This window comes from Thauera sp., from assembly GCF_034003485.1.
GTDB lineage: Bacteria > Pseudomonadota > Gammaproteobacteria > Burkholderiales > Rhodocyclaceae > Thauera.
The window spans coordinates 1-24,280 of sequence record NZ_JAVEYL010000012.1; the positions used below are offsets into that span (position 1 = coordinate 1).

Sequence of the window (24,280 nt, forward strand, 5' to 3'; positions counted from 1 at the left end):
ACACCCACCTCACCCCAACCTCCAACGCCGCCACGACTTCCTTGAAAACCGCTGCAGCGCTGAAGAGGGCCGAATTATAGACACCCAAAAAAAACCGTCAAGAAAAATAAGAAAAAAGATTCTTATGGAGGAATGCCCCGATGCCTAGCGCCACCAAAGGCCCGGGCTCCCCGTGATCGCGACAGGCTCCGTCGCACCAGTTCCGGGGTAACCACCCAGCGGCCAGTGCAGCCTGGGTTCTTGCGAACAGGTCAGCCTCACGCGGGTTGCGACAAGCCGCTCGGCAATGTTATCGTCCGCGCGACACGCGGGAGAGAACTTCCATCTATATTGATGGAGTCGCCGAAGGCGCAACCCCCGGAACCGCTCAGGCAAAAGGACCGCGCGTGTTGCACAAGTCTGGAGAGCGATACGAACGCAGCGCGTTTGCGTATCCACCGAAGGGGCACGCTGTCGGCTGCCGTCCAAACTAGATAGAGACGGTTTCAACGACGGAAAATCTCTCAGGTACAAGGGACAGATGGGGCGAGCCCGGCGAAATGCCGAGGCCGCCCTTTTTCGTTCACCTTTACGGAGCGCCTCCGCGATGACCATCGCCGCCAAGCAGACCCCTCTCCACGCCGCCCATGTTGCCGCCGGTGCGCGCATGGTCGACTTCGCCGGCTGGGACATGCCGGTCAACTACGGTTCGCAGATCGAAGAACACCATGCGGTGCGTCGCGATGCCGGCATGTTCGACGTGTCCCACATGCTCGCCCTCGACCTTGCCGGCCCGGACGCCACGTCCTGGCTGCGCGGGCTGCTCGCAAACGACGTCGCCAAGCTCAAGGACAGCGGCAAGGCCCTTTACTCTTGCATGCTCAACGAGCGCGGCGGCGTGATCGACGACCTGATCGTCTATCGCTTCGGCGATACCGACTACCGCATCGTGGTCAATGCAGGTACCGCTGACAAGGACGTCTCCTGGATGCGCCAGCGCATCGCCACCACCGGCGCCAACGTCACACTGCAGGAGCGCCGCGACCTGGCGATGATCGCCGTACAGGGCCCGCGCGCGATCGAGCGCGCCACCGCCGCATTGCCCGAACTGTCCACCGCCAACGGCATCCCCACCCACTTCGTCGGCGCCCGCGTTGGGGACTTGCTGATCGCTCGTACCGGCTACACCGGCGAGGACGGTCTCGAAATCGCCGTACCCGCCAACCGCGCCGAAGCGATGTGGAATGCGCTCGCCGCCGCCGGCGTCAAACCGTGCGGCCTGGGCGCGCGCGACACGCTGCGACTTGAAGCCGGCATGAATCTCTACGGCCAGGACATGGACGACGAGGTCTCGCCGCTGGACGCCGGTCTGTCCTGGACGGTGGACATGAAGGATGAGGCGCGTAACTTCGTCGGCCGCGCCGCCCTGCAGGCAAACCCCGCAAGCCAGCGCCTGCTCGGCCTGATCCTCGAAGACAAGGGTGTGCTGCGCGCCCACATGAAAGTCTTCACCGCCAACGGCGAGGGAGAGACCACCAGCGGCAGCTTTTCGCCCAGCCTCGAGAAATCGATCGCCTTCGGCCGCCTGCCGATTGCCACCCAGCCCGGCGAGACCGTCGAGGTCGACATCCGGGGCAAACGCCTGAAGGCGCGCACCGTGAAGCTACCCTTCGTGCGCAACGGCAAGGCCCTCGTCTGAACCACCCCCTTGCCGGCCCGAAAAGGCCGGTAGTTTCCGGGCGCACCACCGCAACGTGCAGTCCGGACAGCCCCTGTCACGCCCACTTTCCCGATCGGAGAACACCATGAGCAAGGTCCCCAGCAACCTCAAGTACACGAAGTCCCATGAATGGGTGCGCGTCGAAGACGACGGCACGCTGACCATCGGCGTCACCGACCATGCCCAAGAGGCCCTAGGCGATATCGTCTTCCTCGAACTGCCGGAAGCAGGCCGGCAACTCGCCGCAAGTGAGGCCTGTGCGGTGATCGAATCGGTAAAGGCTGCCTCCGACATCTATGCACCGGTCGCCGGTGAAGTCGTCGCCGCAAACCAGGAGGCCATCGACGCCCCCGAGGGCATCAATGCCGACGCTTACGCCAACTGGCTGTTCAAGCTCAAGCCGGCCGACGCCGGCGCGGTCGGCGCGCTGATGGACGCAGCGGCCTACGAAGCGGAAATCGCCCAGGCCTGATCATGAGCGACTCCCTGCTTTCCTCCCCGCTCGCCAGCCTCGAGCAGCGCGACGCCTTCGTCCATCGCCACCTCGGCCCCAACGCCGGCGAGATCGCGCGCATGTGCGCCACGATCGGCGTGGCCGACGTCGATGGACTGATTGCGCAGACCGTCCCGGCCGGCATCCGCCTCACCGCGCCGCTGCCGCTCGCCAGAGCGATGCCCGAGCACGAGGCACTCGCCCGCCTCAAGAGCATCGCCGACCGCAACGTGGTCAAGAAGTCCCTGATCGGCCAGGGCTACTACGGCACCCATACGCCTGCGGTGATCCTGCGCAACGTGCTCGAGAACCCGGGCTGGTACACGGCCTACACGCCCTACCAGGCCGAGATCTCCCAGGGCCGCCTCGAGGCGCTGCTCAATTACCAGCAGATGGTCATCGACCTCACCGGCCTCGAACTCGCCAACGCCTCGCTGCTCGACGAAGCCACCGCCTCCGCCGAGGCGATGACGATGGCGCGCCGGGTTTCGAAGTCGAAATCGAACGTGTTCTTCATCGACGAGGCCTGCTTTGCGCAGACCATCGACGTGGTGCGCACTCGCGCGCACTACTTCGGCTACGAGCTCGTCTATGGCAAGGCTGCCGAGGCTGGCAGCCACGACTGCTTCGGCGCCCTGCTGCAGTATCCGAACGCGCGTGGCGAGGTCGTGGACCTCAGCGCCCCGATTGCCGAGCTCAAAGCCAGGGGAACCGTGGTCGCGGTCGCCACCGACCTGATGGCGCTCGTGCTGCTGAAGAGCCCCGGTTCGCTGGGCGCCGACATCGCGCTCGGCTCGGCTCAGCGTTTCGGCGTGCCGATGGGCTTTGGCGGCCCGCACGCGGCGTTCTTCGCTACCCGCGAAAGCTACGTCCGCTCGATGCCCGGCCGCATCATCGGCGTATCGAAGGACGCGCGCGGCAAGACCGCGCTGCGCATGACGCTGCAGACGCGCGAACAGCACATCCGCCGCGAGAAGGCGAACTCGAACATCTGCACCTCGCAAGTACTGCTCGCCAACATGTCCGGCTTCTATGCGGTCTACCACGGCCCGCAAGGCCTGCGCACGATCGCCGCACGCATTCACCGCCTCGCTGCGGTGCTCGCCGCCGGGCTGCGCGAAGCGGGTCTCGGAGTGCACGACCGTCCCTTCTTCGACACCATCGAGGTGGATGTCGGCGCGCGCGCGCCGTCCGTACTGCGTGCCGCCGAAGACGCCGGCTTCAACCTGCGCTGCGTCTCGGGCACCACGCTCGGCCTCTCGGTTGATGAGACTACGACCCGCGACGACGTCGCCGCGGTGCTGGGCTGCTTCGGCGCCTCCACCGACATCAGCGCACTCGACGCCCGCGTCGCTGCCGCTGGCGGCGCACTGCCGGCCGAGCTGCTGCGTGCCGACCCGGTGCTCGCGCATCCTGTGTTCAACACGCACCACACCGAGCATGAGATGCTGCGCTATCTCAAGAAGCTGCAAAATCGCGACCTCGCGCTCGATCATTCGATGATCTCGCTCGGCTCGTGCACGATGAAGCTGAACGCGACCAGCGAGATGATCCCGATCACCTGGCGCGAGTTCGCCAACATGCACCCGTTCGCGCCGCGCACACAGGCCGCCGGCTACCTCGAGATGATCGAGGGCCTGGCCGACTACCTGCGCGCGGTCACCGGCTTCCCGGCGATCAGCATGCAGCCGAACTCCGGCGCGCAGGGCGAATACGCCGGCTTGGTAGCGATCGCGCGCTACCACGCCAGCCGTGGCGAGGCCCACCGCAAGGTGTGCCTGATCCCGAAATCCGCCCACGGCACCAACCCGGCGACCGCGCAGATGTGCGGCATGCAGGTGGTGGTGGTCGAGTGCGACGACAACGGCAACGTCGACGTCGCCGATCTGCGCGCAAAGGCCGGGAAGCACGCGCCCGAGCTGGCTGCGCTGATGATCACCTACCCGTCGACGCACGGCGTGTTCGAGGAATCGATCCGCGAGATGTGCGACATCGTGCACCAGCACGGCGGCCAGGTTTACATGGACGGCGCCAACCTCAACGCCCAGGTCGGCCTGACCTCGCCGGCGACGATCGGCGCCGACGTGTCGCACATGAACCTGCACAAGACCTTCTGCATCCCGCACGGCGGCGGCGGCCCGGGCATGGGGCCGATCGGTCTGGCAGCGCATCTTGCGCCCTTCATGGCCGACCACGTGGTCCAGCCGACCGGCGGCGCCGAGCGCCCGAACCTCGGGCAAGGTGCGGTTTCCGCAGCCCCGTTCGGCTCGGCCAGCATCCTGCCGATCTCGTGGATGTACATCGCGATGATGGGTGGCGACGGCCTCAAGCAAGCCACCGAGGTAGCGATCCTCAACGCCAACTACCTCGCGGCGCGCCTCGCGGACCACTACCCGGTGCTCTACACCGGCAGCCAGGGCCGCGTCGCCCACGAGTGCATCCTCGACATCCGCCCGATCAAGGCCGCGACCGGCATCTCCGAGGTCGACATCGCCAAGCGCCTGATGGACTACGGCTTTCATGCGCCGACCATGTCCTTCCCGGTGCCGGGCACGATCATGGTCGAGCCGACCGAGTCGGAAGACCTCGGCGAGCTGAATCGATTCGTCGACGCGATGATCGCGATCCGCGAAGAGATCCGCCAGATCGAGGCCGGCGCCTGGAGTGCGGAGGACAATCCGCTCAAGCATGCCCCGCACACGCAGGCCGACTTCCTCGGCGACTGGAGCCGTCCCTATTCGCGCGAGCAGGCGGTGTTCCCGCTGTCGTGGGTGGCGGAGAACAAGTTCTGGCCGAGTGTCAATCGCATCGACGACGTATATGGCGACCGCAACCTGTTCTGCGCCTGCGTGCCGATGAGCGACTACGCCGAGTAAGCCGACCGCGCAGCCAGCGCGCTGGTAGAATCCGGCCGCCCCGGCAAGAAGCCACGCCTTCGGGCGTGGCTTTTTTTCGCTCCCGTGGCGCAAGGCTCGCCGCACGCCCGGTCAGACGAATCGTCTGCCCACTGAACTTTTCCAGCCCCAGACGGAAACCACCCAGGTGATCATCCCCCCACGCACCGACCGCAAGACCCTCTGGCTCACGCTGCTGCTCGTCAGCCTGAGCGTGCTCCTGTTGCTGTCCGCGATCCTGTGGTCGCGCACGCGCCCGGTCGAGATGCACGACCTGCATCTCGCTGCCGGCGAAAAGCTCAAGTGCGTCTCTTACGCGCCCTATCACCGCCCTGGGCAGACGCCCCTCGAGATCGACACCCGGATCGATCGCGAGCAGATCGCCGCCGACCTCGCCGCCCTGTCGAAGATCACCGACTGCGTGCGCCTCTACTCGGTCGACCAGGGCCTCGATCAGGTTCCCGAGCTTGCCCGTCCGCTCGGCATGAAGGTGCTGCTCGGCGCCTGGATCGGCTACGAGAAGTCGCGCAACGCGCGCGAACTCGAGCACGCCATCGCGCTGGCCAATGCCAACACCGACGTTGTGCGCGCACTCATCGTCGGCAACGAGGTGTTGCTACGCCGCGAGCGCACCGAGGATGAGATGCGCGAACTCATTCGCCATGCCAAGGCGCAGGCAAAAGTGCCGGTCACCTATGCCGATGTCTGGGAATTCTGGACCCGCCATGACGGCCTCGCTGCCGAAGTCGATTTCGTAACCGTACATATCCTGCCCTTCTGGGAGGATGAGCCGGTGGACATCGAACTCGCGCTCGCGCACGTCGCAGAAACACGGCGCCACGTTGGCGAGCACTTCACCGGCAAGCACATCCTGATCGGGGAAACCGGATGGCCGAGCGCCGGGCGCCAGCGCGAGGAATCCACCCCTTCTCGGGTGAACCAGGCGCGCTACGTGCGAGAGTTCGTCCACCGCGCCCATGCCGAGGGCTGGGACTACAACCTGATCGAGGCCATCGATCAGCCGTGGAAGCGCAAGCTCGAAGGCACGGTCGGTGGCTACTGGGGGATGCTCGAGGCCGCGAACCTCACCGCGAAGTTCCCGCTCGCAGGCCCGGTTGCCGAACGCGACAGCCTCTTTGGCCCGATCGGCGGCGCCCTCATCGGTGGTGTGCTGACATTGCTGCTTGCGGCCACGGGCCGGCGCACCCACTGCCTGCGCGTGGGGGCGCTCACTGCCACCGGCGCACTCGGCGGCGTGGTCGCCGTATTGCATTGGGAGCACGCCCACGTGGCATACCGTGACGCGCTGGAGTGGATCCTCCTCGGCGGCGTCGGCGCCCTCGCCGGTCTGCTCCCACTGACACTGGCGCGCTGGTACGGCGAATCCATTCCGGCCAGCGGGATGGCTGGTCGGACCCTGTGGCAGACGGAACGCCTTCGATCCAAGGCAGCCTCGCTCGGCATGTTGCGCGGCCTGCTGCTATTCGCCGCGGCGGTGGCAGCCTTGCTGCTTTGGGTCGACCCGCGCTACCGCGACTTCCCAACCCTGCTCTACCTGGTACCCGCCGTGGTCTTCGGCGTCACCGGCTGGTGGCGCAACGGCACCACGCGACGCGAGCGCACCTGTGCCGCGGTCATCGCCGTCGGCGTCATCGCACGCTGGTCAACCGAGCCCGCCAACGCGCAAGCGATCGCCTGGCTGGTGGTCGGACTCGCTCTCGCACTTCCGCCCCTGTTCGTCCGTACCCACCAGGACGAGCAGCGCTAGCAACCCGCCCACCGCAGCCGGGTCGAAGCTGTACAGCACCAGTCCGGCAACGCCGGTGAGCCAGCCGACCCAGGCCAGCCGGCTGCATGAGAGCGCGAAAGCCAAGACGCCGGTCGCAAGGCTGACCCAGCCCAGGCGCTGGTGCAGGAAGCTCTGCACCAGCGCCTCCTTGAACACGCAGGCCGCACCCGATGCGTCCGCAAGCGCGCAATCGCGCGGCAGCAAGCCCGCCTCGAGCAACCCATATCGGAACCACAAGGCGATCGTGGCGACCAGAGCGCCGGCAAGCAGCGGTGCCGCGACGCCATGTTTTAACAAATTAATTCGCATCGTCAGATCCTTTCCCTTCAAAATCAGCGCACAGTCGGCTGCTTGCAAAACTGTTGCAAATTGGCACCGACGCTCGCTCGTAAGCAGCTGAAATCGTGCATAAAATGCGCCCCGACGGCGCTCGTCCGATCGTCATGGCGACGCGCGCACATTCTGTCACAGCCCAGCCGAAGCGGTGGTTTGCGCGGCGCAGCATCCAAGGCGCCAGCAGGCCGCGGCCACGATCGATACTTCGCCCTACCTGCCCATAAGGCACCCGTAACGCTTGCGCGCTGCCCGATCAAGGCAACGCACTGGAAACAAGATGAAAAAAGCCGCCTCTTTTGCTGCTCGCGTCGCCATCGCGGTCATGATCGCCGCCGCCGTCGCGTTCGCACAATACTGGATCTGGCAGCAACTCAACCGCAGCGCTGAATTCATCGGCACCAACCAGAGCATCAAGGGCTTCGCCTACAACGGCTTCCAGCGCGACCAGAGCCCACTCAAGGGCACCTACCCCACGCGCCAGGAACTCGCCACCGACCTCGACCTGCTCGGGCGCCGCTCCGATGGTCTGCGCACTTACGGCGTCACCGACATGCCCGACCTGCTCGACCTCGCAGGCCAGCGCGACATGCTGGTCACCGCAGGGGCCTGGCTCGACGCCAACATGGAAACCAACGAGCGTGAAATCGAGACCCTGATTGACGTTGCCCGCCGCATGCGCCACATCGAACGCGTGATGGTGGGCAACGAAGCGATCCTGCGCGGCGACCTCACCATCGCCGAGATGATCGGCTACCTCGACCGCGTCCGGAAGGCGATCCGCAAACCGGTGTCCACCGCCGAGCCCTGGCACGTATGGCTGCGCTACCCCGAACTCGCCAAGCATGTGGACTACATCACCGTGCACCTGCTGCCCTATCATGAGGGTCTGCCGGTAGATAAGGCGGTCGAATACGCCTTCCAGCGCTACGACGAAGTCGCGCGCGCGCATCCGCGCAAGAAGATCGTGGTTGGCGAAATCGGCTGGCCGAGCCGCGGCCCGACCATCGACGCCGCCATCCCCTCGCTCGACAACCAGGCGCGCTTCGTCCGCGAATTCCTCGCCCATCCGCGCACCGCACGCATCGACTATTTCCTGATGGAAGCGATCGACCAGCCGTGGAAGGTCGACGTGGAAGGCTGGGCCGGCCCTTACTGGGGCATGTACAACGCCGACCGCGAGCCGAAGTACGCCCTCGAGGGCGTCGTCGAGCGCGACCCGCACTGGTCGCAGAAGGCAAGCAACGCCGCTGCGCTCGCCTTCGTCCCGATGATGCTCGCCGCCTTCTTCCTGCCCGGCTGGAGCGTCTTCGGTCGCTTCTTCCTCGCCGCGCTGATCCAGGCTTGCGTATCGACGCTGATTATCGGCATCAATGTGCCGGTCGAGTACTACCTCACGCAGCGCGACCTGATCGGTCTCGTGCTGCTGATCAGCGCCACCTGCATGACCGCAGCCGTGCTGCTGTCACACGGCTTCGAGTTCGGCGAAGTGCTGTTCAAGAAAAAGTGGCAGCGCCGCTTCATGCCGCTGCCGCCGCACGCGCCCGAGCAGCAACCCTTCGTGTCGATTCACCTGGCCTGCTACTCCGAGCCGCCCGAGATGGTCATCGCCACCATCGATAGCCTGGCAAGGATGAACTACGAGAACTTTGAAGTCCTCGTGCTCGACAACAACACCCGCGACGAGGCGCTGTGGAAGCCGCTCGAGCGCCGCTGCGCCGAGCTCGGCCCGCGCTTCCGCTTCTTCCACCTCGCCAACTGGCCGGGTTTCAAGGCCGGCGCGCTCAATTACGGCCTCAAGGTCACCGACCCGCGCGCAGAGGTGGTGGGCGTGGTCGATGCCGACTATGTGGTCGATCCCGACTGGCTGGCCTGTCTGATCCCGCACTTCGACCAGCCCGACGTCGCCGTGGTGCAGGCGCCGCAGGCGCACCGCGACTGGGAGACCCAACCGTTCAAGCGCATGTGCAACTGGGAGTTCGACGGCTTCTTCCGCATCGGCATGCACCACCGCAATGAGCGCAACGCGCTGATCCAGCACGGCACCATGACCCTGGTGCGCCGCCTCGCGCTCGAAGAGGTGGGAGGGTGGTCGGAATGGTGCATCTGCGAGGACACCGAACTCGGCCTGCGCCTGATCGAGAAGGGCTACGACACCCGCTACATCGACCACATCCTGGGCCGCGGCCTCACGCCCTCGGGCTTCTCCGCAATCAAGAGCCAGCGTTTCCGCTGGGCCTTCGGTGCGATGCAGATCCTCAAGGCGCACCTGCCGCAGATGATCGGACGCAGCAGCCTGAACCTCGCACAGCGCTACCACTTCCTCACCGGGTGGTTCGCCTGGCTGGGGGACGCCCTGCAGCTCGTTTTCGCCTTCGGCAGCCTGGCATGGACGCTGGGCATCCTGCTCTTCCCGAAAGCCTTCGGCCTGCCGGTGGTGTCGCTCGCGCTGCCGATCTTCGGCTTCATGATCTTCAAGGCTGCGCTCGGCCCGATCCTTTACCGCCGCACCATGGACTGCCCGTGGAAGGACATTCTGGGCGCGTCGATCCTGTCGGTGGGTCTGGCCCATGCGATCGCGCGCGGCGTGTTCGCCGGGCTGGTGAAGAAGAAGGGCGTGTTCGTGGTCACGCCCAAGGGCTGGCATGGCGGCGGCGCACTCGCCTTCTTCAACCCGATCCGCGAGGAGATCGGGCTGCTGGTCGCGCTGCTGATGGGGGCGGCGACACTGGTTGCACAACGCGGCGCGGCCAATCTGGAGACGCAGCTTTGGGTGGGCATCCTGTGCCTGCAATGCATCCCCTATCTGGCCTCCATCCTGTGCCAGGTCGCGGCCTACATGCCCGAACGCAAGGAGACGGTGCCCGCGTGTGCGCTGCCGGGCAAAGCGTGACCTGCCCCTCGCCCGCGCCTGCCGGTTCTCGCACGCCCGGAGCGCCGGCGCAGCGCAGGAACGGCATGCGGGTGGTTCAGTACAGGGCCAGCGCGAGTGCGGCAATGGCCACCAAAGCCGGATAGACCACCAAGGTCACGCGCGTACCTGCAGAGATCATCACCCGCTGCGGCACGTGCCCACTGCCGAACACGATCGCGTTGGGCGGCGTCGCCACCGGCAGCAGGAAGGCGCAGGACGTACCCACCGCCACCAGCACCGCAAGCGGCACGCGGTCGACATGCGGTGCGAGCCCCAGGAACAATGGCACCAGCAGGGCCGCGCTCGCTGTATTGCTGGTGACCTCGGTCAGCAGCAGCGCGAACAGCACCATCAGCGCCACGCACAGCAGCACCGGCATCTGCGCGAGCGGGCCACCGAGCTGCGCCGCCAGCCAGTTCGCAGCCCCGCTGTCCGCGAGCGCCTTGCTCAGCGTGAGCCCCCCGCCAAAGAGCAAGAGCACGCCCCACTCCGTGCTGCGCTCGATGTCTTGCCAGCTCGCCAACTTCAGGCCATGAAGCAAAACCAGGGCAAATACGGCCACCGCCGCATCGTAGCCACGACCCAGCCCGGCCCCGGCCGCGATCGGGGCACCGAACACCCACAGCGACACGGTAAGCCCGAACACGCCCAGCATCTGCTGCTGCGCGGCCGTCCACCCGGCCTGCGGCGGGGGCGGCGTCACCTTGACCTCGAGCGCGGGCTTGAGCGCCCAGCGCAGCGCGAGTTCCATCAACGGCATCAGCACCAGAACCAGCGGCAATCCCCACAAGAGCCAATCAGCGAAGCTCAAGCCCACGTTCGAGGCTGCAATCGCATTCGGCGGGCTGCCCACAAGCGTACCGATACCGCCTATGTTGGCCGAAAACGCCACCCCGAGCAGCACATACATCCAGGTGCGACGGTAATCCTCGATCGCGAGCGGCGCGAGCAGGCCGAGCGCAAGTGGCAGCATCATTGCGGTCGTCGCCGTGTTGCTGATCCACATCGACAGGAAGGCAGTGAGCCAGAACAGCCACCGCACCGACCGCCCGAAATGCGCGCCTGCGCGCCGCATGACCTGGCCCGCCATCCAGCGGTCAAGACCCTGGCGCTGCAGGCCTGCGGCAAGCGCGAAGCCACCGAGAAAGAGGAAGATCACCGGATCGGCGAACTGCAGCAAGGCGTCGTCGAAGGCCAGCGCCCCGCTCAGCGCAGCCAGCAGTGGCACCAGCAGCGCTGTGACGCTGACATGCAGCGCTTCGGTCAGCCACAGCCAGGCAATCGTGGCGACCAGCGCCAGTCCAGCGCCTGCCGCTCCAAGGGTGGCGCCAAGCCACAGGTTCAGCCCGGCGAACAGCAGCACGGCAATGACCAGTTTGAAGTTGCGCGTCACCTTCGTACTCCTCTACAAGGCCACGGTGTCGGCCACCACCGCACGCGGAGGGGCTCACGGCCATCGGCCACCCGTCATGTTCGCCAGGCAGGCAAGCGCCGGTCCACCCGCGGCAGGACGAAGTCGCGGTAGTCCGGCAGGCCGTCCACCGTAGGCTGGGCGAATTCACCCGCGATCAGCGGACGGATGTAGTCACAGGCCGCCGGCGTCACGTGCAGGCCGTCGGCAGCGACAAACTCGGCAGGCAGCGAGCGCTCGAGGTTCGCAATCGGTGCGGTGTCGACCGGTACCACATCCCAGCGGTAGGGCGCATCCTGCAGCCGTCGGATCGCCGGCATCGCCCCGCCACGCCCCTCCATCGCGTACTCGACCGCAGCGCGCCCGACCGCCAGCGCCTGCTCGTGGTCGGTCGCTGACAGCAAGTGCGCCCCGGCACGCTGCATGTAGTCCGGAATCGCCCAGTGATGCTTGTAACCAAGTCGCGTGTGAATCATGCGCGCCACCGCCGAACCGGCGCCGCCGAGCTGAACGTAACCGCGTGGGTCCCTGGACTTTTCGAGGATCAGGCTGCCATCGGCGCGGTGGATACCTTCGGACACGGTGATCGCGCAGTAGCCGAGCCGCTCTGTGACCGCCTGCACGCGCGCGAGGAAGGCGTCCTCATCGAAGGCGACTTCGGGCACGAGCACGATGTGCGGGGGGCAATCGGGATCGCCCCGCGCCGCCAGCGCCGTCGACGCAGCCAGCCAGCCGGTGTTGCGCCCCATCACCTCCATGACGAACACGCTGCCCTTGGCCCCAACCATAGAGGCGATGTCGAGCCCCGCCTCCAGCATCGAGGTCGCCAGGTACTTCGCCGCCGACCCGAAGCCCGGGCAGCAGTCGGTGCCGACGATGTCGTTGTCCACCGTCTTGGGCACACCGATGCACTGCAGCGGATGAGCGCGCCGGCGGGCCTCGGCCTGCAGACGCGCGACGGCATCCATCGAACCGTTGCCGCCGTTGTAGAGCAGCCAGCCGACGCGATGGGCATCGAACACGGCGAACAGGCGGTCCATCACCGCGCCGCCATCGTCACGCGGCAGGTCGAAGCGGCAGGAACCGAAAGCGCCGCCCGGCGTGCGCGCCAGCCGTTCCAGGGCGACGGCATCGAACGCAGCCGTGTCGATCAGGTCCTCGCGTAACACCCCGCCGATGCCGCGATGTGCGGCCAGGATCCTGCCGACGCGCTCCACCTGCTCCCGCGCTGCAGTGATCACGGCGGCTGCCGTGGCGTTGATCACGGCGGTCACGCCACCGGAGTGCGCATAAAGGAGGGTGTCGTAGCTCATGACTGATGTTTCCTGCGAGCGCTCTGGCCAAGCCGGCCAAGGCGTACGACCAAAAAGCAGGCGCGGCCGCCCCTCTTCGGGAAAGCGGCCGCGCCGGCATGCTCGGGGCGCATGCGAGGACACCCCGGAGACATTGTGATGCTGCTTACTTCAGCGCTTCGAAAGCACGCGCGGTGATCTCATCCACCGCGCCCAGGCCGGCGATCTTGCGCACCTTGGGCGCCTTGGCGTCGCCCGAAGCCGCCCACTTGCTGTAGTACTCGACCAGCGGCTTGGTCTGCGAGTGGTAGACGTCGAGGCGCTTCTTGACGGTTTCTTCCTTGTCGTCGTCACGCTGCACCAGGTCTTCGCCGGTGACGTCGTCCTTGCCCTCGACCTTGGGCGGGTTGTACTTGACGTGATAGGTGCGACCGGAGGCGAGGTGGGCGCGGCGGCCGCTCATGCGTTCGACAATCTCGGCGTCAGGCACGTCGATCTCGAGCACGAAGTCGATCGGTACGCCGGCGTCCTTCATCGCGTCGGCCTGCGGAAGGGTGCGCGGGAAGCCGTCGAACATGTAGCCCGACTTGCAGTCGTCCTGCTGCAGGCGGTCCTTGACCAGGCCGATGATGATGTCGTCGGACACGAGGCCGCCGGCATCCATGACCTTCTTGGCCTCGAGGCCCAGCGGGGTGCCCGCCTTCACCGCGGCGCGCAGCATGTCGCCGGTGGAGATCTGCGGAATGCCGAACTTCTCCTTGATGAAGTTGGCTTGCGTACCCTTGCCGGCGCCCGGCGGTCCCAAAAGAATCAGTCGCATACTCCCTCCCGTGAATGGCCGGCCATCGCGCATGGCCGTTTCCTTATTGAATAAACAGCCGAAACTTAACCGACGCACGCCGGGTGGTCAAACCCCGCCGGCGGCAAACAGCGCGCGCATGCGCTCGAGATCCTGCGCGGTATCGACACCCGCCGCCGGCGCCCGATCCAGTTCGAGCACGCGGATGCGGTAGCCGTGCCACAGCGCACGCAACTGCTCGAGTGCCTCCCAGTACTCAAGCGGCGAAGGCGCGAGGCCAGCGTAGTCGCGCAGGAAGCCGACGCGGTAGGCGTAGAGGCCGACGTGACGCAGCACCGGCAGGCCCTCGGGCAGCGCGCGCGCGCCCTCGCTCCAGGCGTCGCGCGCCCACGGAATGGGCGCCCGCGAAAAATACTGTGCCCGCCCGGTCGAATCACAAACCACCTTGACCACATTGGGATTGAAGACCTCCGCCGGGTCGTGGATGGCGTGGGCTGCGGTGGCGATCGCCGCCCCCGCGTCCTGCGCCAGCACCTCGGCCACGGCAGTAATGATCGCCGGGTCGATCAAGGGCTCATCGCCCTGCACGTTGACCACGATGTCGTCGTCGGCCCAGCCGCGCAGCGCGGCGACCTCGGCGAGGCGGTCGGTGCCGCTCGGATGGTCGGCGCGGGTCATCACCACCGCGCCGCCGGCGGCCGCGACCGCGTCGCGCACCCCGACGTGATCAGTGGCCACCAGAGTCTCGAGCGCACCGGCGCCCTGCACACGCTCGAGCACGCGCACGATCATCGGCTTGCCGCAGATGTCGGCGAGCGGTTTGGCAGGCAGGCGGGTGGACGCGTAGCGCGCCGGAATGACGATGCGGAAGGGCGCCGCGGCGGCCATGGCGCGGCTCACTTGCGCAGCGCGTCGACTTCTTCGGCGCTCATGGTGCGCGCCTCCTCGTCCAGCATCACCGGGATGCCGTCGCGGATCGGATACGCCAGGCGGTCGGCCTTGCACACCAGTTCCTGCTTGTCCTTCAGGTAGTCGAGCGGCCCCTTGCACAGCGGGCAGACGAGAATTTCAAGCAGTCGTGCGTCCATCTTCGAGTTTCTCCAGGATGCGTTCGGCGGCGCCGGAATCGATCTGCGCCCGCACCGGGTATTCCCAGCAGTCATCGGGCGCGAAAGCCGCGCATTTTACCGCATCCTTGGCCGTCATCAGGATCGGAAGCGCTTCGCCAAAGTCGAGATCACCGGCGACGAAGCGATGGTGATCAGGAAACGGATGCGGCACGACTTCGATGCCCTCGCCCGCCAACTGCTCGAAGAAGCGCTGCGGGCGGCCGATGCCGGCCACCGCATGCACCCGCTTCCCGCGAAAATCGGCTGCGGGCCGGGTGTGCGCCGGGTCAGTGAGCGCGCGCAGGTCGCCGCCCTGCAACTGCATCGGAAACACCGGCACGCTGGCCGCCGCGGCGCGCAGTGCGGGCGAGAGCGGTCCGTGGGCAAGGATCAGGTCGACTTCGGCGAGGCGCGCAAGCGGCTCGCGCAGCGGCCCCGCGGGCAGCAGCAGCCGGTTGCCGAGGGTGCGCTCGTCCACGACCACGATCTCGAGGTCGCGCGCCAGCTTGTAGTGCTGCATGCCGTCGTCCGCGATGAGGACGTCGCAATCCGGATGCAGGCGCAGGAGTTCGCGCGCGGCAGCCGGGCGGTCGCGTCCGATCGCGAGCGGGCAGCCGGTGAGTCGCGCCAGCAGCACCGGCTCGTCGCCATAGTGGTCCGGGTCGCCGTCGGCCGGCACCACGGCCACGCCGCCCCCGGCGCTGATGCGCCCGCCATGCCCGCGGCTGACGATGCCCGGCCGATGGCCGGCCGCACGCAACAGCGCCGCGAGCCAGTCGACCACGGGCGTCTTGCCGCTGCCGCCGACCGCGATGTTGCCGACCACGATCACCGGCACCGGGAGGCGCTGCGGCTGGATTGCGGCCCGCCGCCGCGCAGCGAGGGCACCGAACAGCCAGGAAAGCGGGCGCAGAAGCCGGGCGATCGTGCCGCGCCCTTGCCAGAAGGCCGGAGCCTGGACTGCCATGCTCAGAACTTGGGGATGAATCTGCAGGGCGTCACTGCGCCGGCGCCTGGGTGGCGAAGGTGATGTGTGGCAGCCCGGCGCGTTGCGCCGCCTGCATCACATCGACCACGCTCTGGTGCGCGGCTTTGGCGTCGGCGTTGATGACGACCACCGGCGGCTCGGAAGACTGCCCCGGCACCGCCTTGCCGAGCGCGGCGGCAATCGCTTCGATGCTGCGTTCGCCGACCGGCTGACGGTTGACCAGCACCTCGCCCGCCGCGGTCACCGCGACGACGATTTCCTCGGCGACCGACTCGACGCCTTCGGACTCCGCGGTCGGCAGGTTGATCTCCAGCCCCGACACCTTGGAGAAGGTGGTCGTCAGCATCAGGAAGATGATGATCACCAGCACGACGTCGATGAGCGGGATCAGATTGATCTCCGGCTCCGCGCTACGGCTGCCGCGGCGGAAGTTCATCGTTTCGGCGCCTCAGGCACGTCGTTCGCCGTGGGCGACCTCGACCAGCTTGATCGCCTGCTGCTCCATATCGATCACGAAGCTGTCGATCAGCGCGCGGAAGTGGCGCCAGAAGATCATCGCCGGGATCGCGATGATGAGGCCCAGGCCGGTCGTGTAGAGCGCGATGGAGATGCCCTGCGCCAGCTGCGCCGGATTGGCACCACTCACGCCCTGCGAGGCGAAGATGTCGATCATGCCGATGATGGTGCCGAGCAGCCCCATCAGCGGGCTGATGGCCGCGATCGTCCCGAGCGTGGTGAGGAAGCGCTCGAGTTCGTGGACCACTGCGCGACCGGTTTCCTCGATGGACTCCTTCATCACCTCGCGTGCGCTGCTCACATTGCGCAGGCCTGCGGCGAGCACACGACCGAGCGGAGAGTGAGCCGCCACGCGCTCGATCATCTGCGCCGACACGCCACCTTCGCGAAGGTCGGCGAGCACGTTTTCGAGCAGGCCGGGCGGCACGATGCGGGCACGGCGCAGGGTGATCGAGCGCTCGATGATCAGCGCGACCGCGATGACCGACGCCAGGATCAGGGGCCAGATCGGCCAACCAACGGCCTGAATGATCGCGAACACGCGCAAACCTCTTGCGGGGAAAGGCGAGACTCTAGCGCCGCACCGTGGCGCCGGCAAGCCGCACGGTCGTCGCCGTGAGCATTCACCTGCAGCCCGGATGGAAGCGCACGCCGACCAAGGGTTCCGGGCAGCAATCCACAGAACCTGTGGATAAGTTTGTGGACAGCTTCGGGATGTTGCCCGCAAGGCCCGTCACGGCGCGCCCTCGGACACTCCGATGCAAAATTGTGCAACATTTAAATCCTCTAATAATCAATGACTTGCGAAACAACCCCTTTTCCATCAATGACTTGCGTGAAGACCCTTGACAGGGTCGAGCAGCTGTGGATTCCGCTACAATCCGATCATGCCTTTCAAGCCATTTCAGCACGCCGAAGACCTCGACAGCGCCGCAGGATCCTTGTCGACTCCGGTACTTAGCGTCTCGATGCTCAACCGCATGGCGCGCGAAGCGCTCGAGGCGGCGCTCCCGCTGCTTTGGGTCGGCGGCGAGATCTCGAACCTCACGCGCGCGAGTTCCGGGCACGTCTATTTCACCCTCAAGGATGCCAATGCCCAGGTGCGCTGTGCGATGTGGCGCAACCGCGCGCAGTTGCTGGCCTTCCGGCCCGAGAACGGCATGCGCGTCGAGGCGCGCGCCCTGGTCACGCTGTACGAGGCGCGCGGCGACTATCAGCTCAACGTCGAAGCCCTGAGACCCGCGGGCATCGGCAACCTGTTCGAGGCCTTCAACCGGCTCAAGGCCAAGCTCGCCGCCGAAGGCCTGTTCGACCCTGACAGGCGCCGTCCCCTGCCACGCTTTCCGCGCGCGGTGGGGATCGTCACCTCGCTGCAGGCCGCCGCGCTGCGCGACGTGCTCGTCACCCTGCGCCGGCGCGCGCCGCACCTGCCGGTCGTGCTCTACCCCGCACCCGTCCAGGGTGCCGAAGCTGCCGCCCGCCTGGTCGCCGCGGTGCACGATGCAGGACGTCGTGCCGCGCAGGACGGCGTCGACCTGCTGCTGCTGGTCCGTGGCGGCGGCAGCATCGAGGACCTGTGGTCGTTCAACGACGAAGCGCTCGCCCGTGCGCTGCGCGCCTGTCCGCTACCCGTCGTGTGCGGTGTCGGTCACGAGACCGATTTCACCATCGCCGACTTTGCGGCCGATCTGCGTGCGCCCACCCCCACCGGCGCGGCAGAGCTCGCCAGCGCCGGCTGGCATGCGGCGCGCAGCGAACTGGGCGCGCTGCAGCCGCGCCTGCAGCGCGCCCTCGATCGCCGCCTCGAGGGCCTGGCCCAGCGAGTGGACCGTGCCGGCCTGCGCCTCCTGCATCCGCGCGAGCGCCTGCGTCAGGAGGCCACCCGCCTCGAACACCAGGGCGAGCGCCTGCGGCGGGCGATGGAACGAAGGCTCGAACGCGCCGCCCAGCGCTGCGCGCAGGCCCGCCTTCGCCTCACGGCCGCCGCGCCGCGACCCGAAACCCAGCACGCCGGGCTCGACATGCTGGCGCAACGGCTGCAGCGTGCCACTGCGGCCTTGCTTGGGCACCGACATACCCGGCTGGAGACCCTCTCCGCCCACCTCGAGCACCTGGCGCCGGGGGCCGTGCTGGCACGTGGCTACGCGATCGCCCGCGACGCCCACGGCAGCGTGCTGCGTAGCGCCGGGAGCGTTCCGGCTGGGGCCGCGGTAAGCATCCAGCTCGCAGACGGCAGCCTCGACACGCGGGTGGTCGGCCAACACAAGGGCTGAGCGGGTCCGCCCTTGTGTTGCCGCCCTTGTTCCGAAAACGCGCCGTATGGGCTTAACATGCGGGGCGCAACATTGCCGGGGAACCTAATCCGGACTAAAATAGTCTAGCTTTAGATACGACCCATCCCCGCAGACAGCCAAATCGAACGACAAAGGAGAAACCGCATGGAACATACCCTGCCCGCCCTGCCCTACGCCAAGGACGCACTGGCCCCGCACATCTCAGCCGAAACGCTGGAGTTCCACCACGGCAAGCACCATCAGGCCTACGTCACCAACCTGAACAACCTGATCAAGGGCACCGAGTACGAGAACCTCGACCTCGAAGCCATCGTCAAGAAGGCACCGGCCGGCGGCGTGTATAACAACTCCGCCCAGGTCTGGAACCACACCTTCTTCTGGAACTGCATGAAGCCCAACGGTGGCGGCGAGCCCAGCGGTGCGCTGGCCGACGCGATCAAGGCCAAGTGGGGCTCCTACGACGACTTCAAGAAGGCCTTCCAGGCCTCCGCGGTCGGAAACTTCGGTTCGGCCTGGACCTGGCTGGTCAAGAAGGGCGACGGCTCGGTCGACATCGTCAACATGGGCGCTGCCGGCACCCCGCTGACCACCGGCGACACCGCGCTGCTCTGTATCGACGTGTGGGAACACGCCTACTACATCGACTACCGCAACCGTCGTCCGGACTTCGTCGCCACCTTCCTCGACAAGCTGGTGAACTGGGACTTCGCGGCGAAGAATTTCGCCTGATCTCCTGCGCTGGCGCTGGCCGGCGCCATCACTGCGAAAGCGACCCGCGTGGTCGCTTTCGCGTTTTCTGGCCTGGCGCAGGGTCCGCGCCAGGGAGACCGCACCCGGGGCGACGCATGCTCGACATCCTCTACCGCGACGAGTGGCTGGTCGCGATCCACAAGCCCTCGGGCCTGCTGGTCCATCGTAGCCCGATCGCCGCGCACGAAGAGCGCTTCGCGGTGCAGTTGCTGCGCGACCAGATCGGCCGCCGCGTGTTTCCCGCCCACCGCCTCGATCGCGGCACTTCCGGCGTGCTGCTGTTCGGGCTCGACCGTGAGGTGGCGCCCATCCTCGCAGGCCGCTTCGAGTCGCAGGCAGTGGACAAGCGCTATCTCGCGGTGGTGCGCGGCCATCCCGTGGAGCGCGGCGTCATCGACCATCCCCTGGTGCGGCGGCTCGACCCGATCGAGATCCGGCACGGACGCGGCGCGGGCGCACGGGATGCGCTGCCCGAGGACGTGGATGCGGACGAACCCATGCACCGCCACGCCGCCGACCGCGACGAACCCGCCGCCCAACCCGCCCGCACCCAGTTCCGCCGCCTCGCCACCGTCGAGTTGCCGCATGCGGTCGACCGCTACCCCACAACCCGTTACGCACTGGTCGAACTCTTCCCCGAGACTGGCCGCCGCCATCAGTTGCGCCGCCATCTCAAGCACATCGCACACCCGATCATCGGCGACGCGACCTACGGCAAGGGCCGCCACAACCGTCTTTTCCAGCAACTGTTCGGCTGCCACCGCCTGCTGCTGACCTGCACCCGCCTGGCACTCGCCCATCCGGTGACGAATGCAGCGCTCGAGATCATCGCGCCGCCCGCAGAGGATTTTGCGACTGTGGCGCGCGCGCTCGGCTGGGAGGAGATGCTCGAAAGCGCAGCGGCACAGCCGGGCGCTTTCGGGGCACAATCGCCCTTCCCCGTACTTTGCAGCCCCGATGCTGCGAACGACCCGACTCAACTCTCGAGGTAGAACGATGAATCCGCTGCTCCAGGTACGCCAGCACGGCCAGCAGATCTGGCTCGACAACCTCTCCCGCACCCTGCTCAACGACGGCCACCTCGCGCGCTTCATCGCCGACGACTGCGTGGCCGGCGTGACCACAAACCCGGCGATCTTCCACAAGGCGATCGCGGGCGGACGCTACTACGAGGACGATCTCGCGGCGCTCAAGCGCCAGCCGCTGAGTGCAGAGGCGCGCTACGAAGCGCTGGTCATCCCGGACGTGCAGCGCGCCTGCGACCTGCTCGCGCCGCTCTACCGCGACAGCGGCGGCAATGCGGGTTACGTGAGCCTGGAGGTGTCGCCTGCGCTCGCCCACGACGCCGACGGCACGGTGGCCGCCGGCCTGCGCCTGAAGGCGGCGGTCGATCGTCCCAACCTGCTGATCAAGGTGCCCGCCACGGCAGCGGGTCTCGACGCGATCGAGCGCCTGATCGGCGCCGGCGTCAGCGTCAACGTGACCCTGATGTTCTCGCTCGCGCACGTCGAAGGCGTCGCCAGTGCCTACGTCCGCGGCCTGGAACGGCTGCAGGCCGCCGGCGGCGACGTGTCGAAGGTGATGTCGGTGGCGAGCCTGTTCCTGTCGCGCGTCGACACGCTGGTGGACGCACTGCTCGAAGCCAAGGGCGGCGATCAGCTCGCGCTGCGCGGCCAGACCGCGGTGGCGATGGCGCGCCTCGCCTACCAGGCTTATCTCGAACGCTTCCAGGGCCCGGCCTTCGAAGCCCTGCGCGCGGCAGGGGCACGCCCGCAGTACATGCTGTGGGCGAGCACCGGCACCAAGAATCCGGCCTACAGCGACCTGCTGTACGTGGAGCCACTGATCGGCGCCGAGACCGTCAACACGCTGCCGGATGCCACCCTGGATGCGCTGCGCGACCATGGCAAGGTCGCCTCCACACTCGAAGAAGACGTGGAACAGGCGGCGCAGCAGTTCGTCGCGCTGGCCGCGGCGGGCATCGACATGGTCGCGGTCGGCGAACGCCTGCAGCAGGAAGGGCTCGCCCAGTTCGAGCAGGCCTTCGCCGGGTTGCTCACACTCACCGCCTGAAGCCGGCCCGGGACGCGCCGGCCAGGCCGCGCGCCGGCCCGGTTCAAGACCTCAGTCCACGGCCGCGATCAGCGCCGCGCGCGACACGCCGCGCCGCTCGCCGGCGCCGTCGAGCAGCTCCTTCATGTCGAGGATCAGCACGATCTGGCCGTTGGACAGCGTGGTCACCCCCGCCACCCCCTTGGGGCGGAAGTCGTCGAGCGACTTGATCACCGCATCCTCGCGCCCGGCAAAGCTGTCGATCGCGAGGATGAAGGACCACTCCGCGGCCTGCATCAGCACGCCGTACTGCGGCACGCATTCGCGCGGCCAGCCGAGCAGCGTCGTCAGCGGCACGATCGGCAGCACCTCGCCGCGCACCACCATCGTCGCCTTGCCGCCGACGTCCTGGATCCCGGCCGGATCGATCGGCAGGATCTCGCGCACCATCGACAGCGGCACGGCGAAGGGCTGTTCGCCCAGGCGCACCAGCAGCACCGGCAGGATCGCCAGCGTCAGCGGCAGGTTGATGACCAGCGTCGTGCCCTTGCCGAGCTGTGAACGGATCTCGATCGTGCCGTTGAGCTTCTGGATGTTGGTGCGCACCACATCCATGCCGACACCGCGGCCGGACACGTCCGACACTTTCTCCGCCATCGAGAAGCCGGGCGCGAAGATGAGGTTGTAGCTCTGGCGGTCGTCCATCGTGCTCGCCTCCTCATCGGTGATGAGGCCCTTGGCGAGCGCCTTGGCGCGCAGGCGTTCAGCGTCCATGCCGCGCCCGTCGTCCGCCACCAGGATGACGATATGGTCGCCCTCCTGGCGCGCCTCCAGGCGCAGCACCGACTTCGCCGGCTTGCCCGCAGCTGCGCGGGCGGGCGTGTCTTCCACGCCGTGATCGACCGCGTTGCGGATGAGGTGGATGATCGGGTCGGACAGGTCCTCGATCATCGTCTTGTCGATCTCGGTTTCCTCGCCGACCAGCTGCAGTTCGACGTCCTTGCCCAGGCTGCGCGCCAGATCGCGCGCGATGCGCGGGTATTTCTGGAACAGCCGCCCGATCGGCTGCATCCGCGTCTTCATCACCGCGTTCTGCAGGTCGGAGACGAGCAGGTCGAGCTGGCTGACGGCGATGTCGAGCGCGTGCAGGGTCTCGGAGTCGTTGCGCCCGCTCAGGATGTCGCTGCGCAGGGCATTGAGCCGGTTCTTGGTGAGGCCGATCTCGCCCGAGAGGTTGAGCACCTGGTCGAGCCGCGCGGTATCGACGCGGATCGAGTTGTCGCGCTGGCGCTCGCTTTCGCGCCGGCCGCTCGGGCCGTTGCCACCGGGCAGGTCGGTTTCTCGGCGACCGATCGCCGCACGCACGATGGGGTCGTTGGTGATGCGCGGCGCGGTCTCGGCAGTGGCAGCAGCGGGCAGTGCCGGCTTTTCCTCAGCGACGGCGATCGAGGATGGCGACCGTGCGGGCGCCGGCGCCGCCTGCGTTCCGCCCACGACGGTCGTGCCGGTTACCGCGGTGTAAAGCGCATCCCAGTCGGGTTCGCCCGGTCGCGGCACGCTCACCGCGGTCGGGGTCGGGGTCGCAGTTGAGGCCGACGTTGCAGCGGCAGGCGCCGCGACCTCGCCACTCACTGCGGCACGCAGGCTCTCGAGCAGCGCGGCAGCGGCCGGTTCGGGCTGCACACCGCGCTCGAGCTCAGTGAACATTTCGCGTACCGACCCTGTGGCCGCGAGGATGACGTCCATGCGCTCGGGCGTGACCCCGAGTTCACCGTTGCGCAGCTTGTCGAACAGGCTCTCGGTCAGGTGGCACAGGGTCACCAGCGCCGAGGCATTGAGAAAGCCCGCGCCCCCCTTGATGGTGTGGAAGCCGCGGAAGATATCGTTGAGCAGGCCGCGATCATCCGGCGAACGCTCCAGATCGACCAGCTTGTTGTCGACCCCTGACAGCAGGTCCCCCGCCTCGACGAGGAAGTCCTGCAGCAGGTCTTCCATGCCCGCAAAATCACTCATGACGCTGATTGCTCCAGATTGTCCCGGGCTGCGCCCGGTGGCGGCCCGTCAGAAACCGAGGCTCTCGAGCAGGTCGTCGACCTGCGCCTGGCTGCTCAGCACATCGGTGCGACCTTCGGGATTGATCACCGGCCCGTTGAGCAGGCCGGAATGGCGTTCGCTGCGGACCTGTGGCGGCGCAGCCTCGAGCAGCACCTGAAGTAGTTGTGTCTCGAGCAGATGTGCGAGATCGACGACGCGCTTGATCACCTGCCCGGTCAGATCCTGGAAGTCCTGCGCCATCATGATCTCGTGCAACTGTGCGCTGGTGACACGCGTGCCATCGGCTACCGCACCGAGAAAGCTGCGGGTGTCGGCACTGAGCTCGCGGAAGGCCTCGGGCGACAATCTGCCTGCATAGAGTTCGTCCCAGCGCGCCGACAACGCCTCGGCACCACCAGCGAGATCGTTCTGGATCGGGCGTGCCACATCGGTGGCGTTCAGCACCCGGCTCGCGGCCTGCTCGGTGGTCTGGGCGATGTAGCCGAGACGCTGGCGCGCATCGGGTATGGCCTCTGCAGCCTCCTTCAGCGCACCCTCGAGACCGAGTTCGCGCAGGCTGTCGTGCACCTGGCGCGTGAGTTGCCCCAGGCGGTTGAACACCGCATCGGCTTCAGGCGCGGCCGCAGCGGGCTCTGCCGCCGAAGAAGTCGGCTGGGCGCCGACCTGGCCGGACTGCTCGGAGACGGCGTCGAACAGCGCCTGCAACTCGTCAGTATCGCCGCTGTCGTCGATCGGCAACACGGGCGCCGCGGCCCGCGAAGGATTCAGGCTGTCGGCGCCGCCCACCGGGTCGGCGGCAATGCTGTCGAACAGCGCCTGCAACTCGTCCGAGTCGCCGGCTTCATCGAATTTCGGCCTCTTGCTCATGTTCCTGCTCCGTGTTCCGGCGCGC

Annotated in this window: 20 protein-coding genes and 1 riboswitch; of the genes, 9 read left to right on the forward strand and 11 right to left on the reverse strand. The window is 67.3% G+C overall.

Annotation, left to right across the window (positions count from 1 at the left end):
• Positions 1-298: 298 nt before the first annotated feature.
• A riboswitch (glycine riboswitch) is annotated at positions 299-393 on the forward strand.
• Positions 394-586: 193 nt separating this feature from the next.
• The 4 genes from gcvT (at position 587) to RBT54_RS08450 (ending at position 6,854) form a co-directional block, all read left to right on the forward strand.
• Positions 587-1,678: a glycine cleavage system aminomethyltransferase GcvT gene (gene gcvT / locus RBT54_RS08435; RefSeq protein WP_320366106.1), complete on the forward strand. Its 1,092-nt coding sequence runs from the start codon at positions 587-589 to the stop codon at positions 1,676-1,678.
• A 106-nt stretch (positions 1,679-1,784) separates the two neighbouring features.
• The gene (gcvH, locus tag RBT54_RS08440) at positions 1,785-2,171 is read left to right on the forward strand and encodes a glycine cleavage system protein GcvH (protein ID WP_320366107.1); all 387 of its coding nucleotides are present in this window, start codon (positions 1,785-1,787) and stop codon (positions 2,169-2,171) included.
• Between the two features lie 2 nt (positions 2,172-2,173).
• Entirely contained in the window at positions 2,174-5,068 is a 2,895-nt protein-coding gene (gene gcvP, locus RBT54_RS08445) for an aminomethyl-transferring glycine dehydrogenase (RefSeq protein ID WP_320366109.1), read from the forward strand.
• Between the two features lie 166 nt (positions 5,069-5,234).
• Positions 5,235-6,854 carry a beta-1,6-glucan synthase gene (locus tag RBT54_RS08450; RefSeq protein WP_320366111.1) on the forward strand — a complete coding sequence of 540 codons (1,620 nt, stop codon included), beginning with the start codon at positions 5,235-5,237 and terminating at the stop codon, positions 6,852-6,854.
• On the opposite strand, the gene RBT54_RS08455 is transcribed toward RBT54_RS08450, so the two are convergent.
• The gene (locus tag RBT54_RS08455; protein ID WP_320366113.1) at positions 6,750-7,184 is read right to left on the reverse strand and encodes a hypothetical protein; all 435 of its coding nucleotides are present in this window, start codon (positions 7,182-7,184) and stop codon (positions 6,750-6,752) included. The two genes, RBT54_RS08450 and RBT54_RS08455, sit on opposite strands and share 105 nt — an antisense overlap.
• Before the next feature lie 304 nt (positions 7,185-7,488).
• On the opposite strand from RBT54_RS08455, the gene RBT54_RS08460 reads away from it, so the two are divergent.
• Positions 7,489-10,101, forward strand: a complete 2,613-nt coding sequence (locus tag RBT54_RS08460; RefSeq protein WP_320366115.1) for a glycosyltransferase family 2 protein — start codon at positions 7,489-7,491, stop codon at positions 10,099-10,101.
• A gap of 76 nt (positions 10,102-10,177) precedes the next feature.
• Here the strand turns inward: RBT54_RS08460 and RBT54_RS08465 are convergent, their stop codons facing one another.
• The 8 genes from RBT54_RS08465 to RBT54_RS08500 all read right to left on the reverse strand — a co-directional run bounded on the left by RBT54_RS08465 (position 10,178) and on the right by RBT54_RS08500 (position 16,778).
• Entirely contained in the window at positions 10,178-11,515 is a 1,338-nt protein-coding gene (locus RBT54_RS08465) for a DASS family sodium-coupled anion symporter (RefSeq protein WP_320366117.1), read from the reverse strand.
• 74 nt (positions 11,516-11,589) lie between these two features.
• Positions 11,590-12,846, reverse strand: a complete 1,257-nt coding sequence (locus RBT54_RS08470; protein WP_320366119.1) for a 6-phosphofructokinase — start codon at positions 12,844-12,846, stop codon at positions 11,590-11,592.
• A gap of 145 nt (positions 12,847-12,991) precedes the next feature.
• Complete coding sequence (gene adk, locus RBT54_RS08475; protein WP_320366121.1) at positions 12,992-13,645, reverse strand: adenylate kinase; 654 nt, start codon at positions 13,643-13,645, stop codon at positions 12,992-12,994.
• Positions 13,646-13,732: 87 nt separating this feature from the next.
• Positions 13,733-14,512 carry a 3-deoxy-manno-octulosonate cytidylyltransferase gene (kdsB, locus tag RBT54_RS08480; RefSeq protein WP_320366316.1) on the reverse strand — a complete coding sequence of 260 codons (780 nt, stop codon included), beginning with the start codon at positions 14,510-14,512 and terminating at the stop codon, positions 13,733-13,735.
• Between the two features lie 8 nt (positions 14,513-14,520).
• Positions 14,521-14,712, reverse strand: a complete 192-nt coding sequence (locus tag RBT54_RS08485; protein WP_320366123.1) for a Trm112 family protein — start codon at positions 14,710-14,712, stop codon at positions 14,521-14,523.
• Positions 14,693-15,700: a tetraacyldisaccharide 4'-kinase gene (lpxK, locus tag RBT54_RS08490; protein ID WP_320366125.1), complete on the reverse strand. Its 1,008-nt coding sequence runs from the start codon at positions 15,698-15,700 to the stop codon at positions 14,693-14,695. Before lpxK ends, RBT54_RS08485 begins: the two co-directional genes overlap by 20 nt.
• Before the next feature lie 31 nt (positions 15,701-15,731).
• The gene (locus RBT54_RS08495) at positions 15,732-16,157 is read right to left on the reverse strand and encodes a biopolymer transporter ExbD (RefSeq protein WP_320366127.1); all 426 of its coding nucleotides are present in this window, start codon (positions 16,155-16,157) and stop codon (positions 15,732-15,734) included.
• 12 nt (positions 16,158-16,169) lie between these two features.
• Positions 16,170-16,778 carry a MotA/TolQ/ExbB proton channel family protein gene (locus tag RBT54_RS08500; RefSeq protein ID WP_320366129.1) on the reverse strand — a complete coding sequence of 203 codons (609 nt, stop codon included), beginning with the start codon at positions 16,776-16,778 and terminating at the stop codon, positions 16,170-16,172.
• A gap of 427 nt (positions 16,779-17,205) precedes the next feature.
• Between RBT54_RS08500 and xseA the strand changes: the two genes are divergently transcribed.
• The 4 genes from xseA (at position 17,206) to tal (ending at position 21,354) form a co-directional block, all read left to right on the forward strand.
• Entirely contained in the window at positions 17,206-18,510 is a 1,305-nt protein-coding gene (xseA, locus tag RBT54_RS08505) for an exodeoxyribonuclease VII large subunit (protein WP_320366318.1), read from the forward strand.
• A 165-nt stretch (positions 18,511-18,675) separates the two neighbouring features.
• Positions 18,676-19,260 carry a superoxide dismutase gene (locus RBT54_RS08510; protein WP_320366131.1) on the forward strand — a complete coding sequence of 195 codons (585 nt, stop codon included), beginning with the start codon at positions 18,676-18,678 and terminating at the stop codon, positions 19,258-19,260.
• A gap of 116 nt (positions 19,261-19,376) precedes the next feature.
• Positions 19,377-20,273 carry a pseudouridine synthase gene (locus RBT54_RS08515; RefSeq protein ID WP_320366133.1) on the forward strand — a complete coding sequence of 299 codons (897 nt, stop codon included), beginning with the start codon at positions 19,377-19,379 and terminating at the stop codon, positions 20,271-20,273.
• A 4-nt stretch (positions 20,274-20,277) separates the two neighbouring features.
• On the forward strand, positions 20,278-21,354 hold the full coding sequence (tal, locus tag RBT54_RS08520; RefSeq protein WP_320366135.1) for a transaldolase: 1,077 nt from the start codon (positions 20,278-20,280) through the stop codon (positions 21,352-21,354).
• A 51-nt stretch (positions 21,355-21,405) separates the two neighbouring features.
• Here the strand turns inward: tal and RBT54_RS08525 are convergent, their stop codons facing one another.
• Complete coding sequence (locus RBT54_RS08525; RefSeq protein WP_320366137.1) at positions 21,406-23,346, reverse strand: chemotaxis protein CheA; 1,941 nt, start codon at positions 23,344-23,346, stop codon at positions 21,406-21,408.
• A gap of 48 nt (positions 23,347-23,394) precedes the next feature.
• On the reverse strand, positions 23,395-24,255 hold the full coding sequence (gene cheZ, locus RBT54_RS08530) for a protein phosphatase CheZ (protein WP_320366139.1): 861 nt from the start codon (positions 24,253-24,255) through the stop codon (positions 23,395-23,397).
• Between the last annotated feature and the right edge of the window lie 25 nt (positions 24,256-24,280).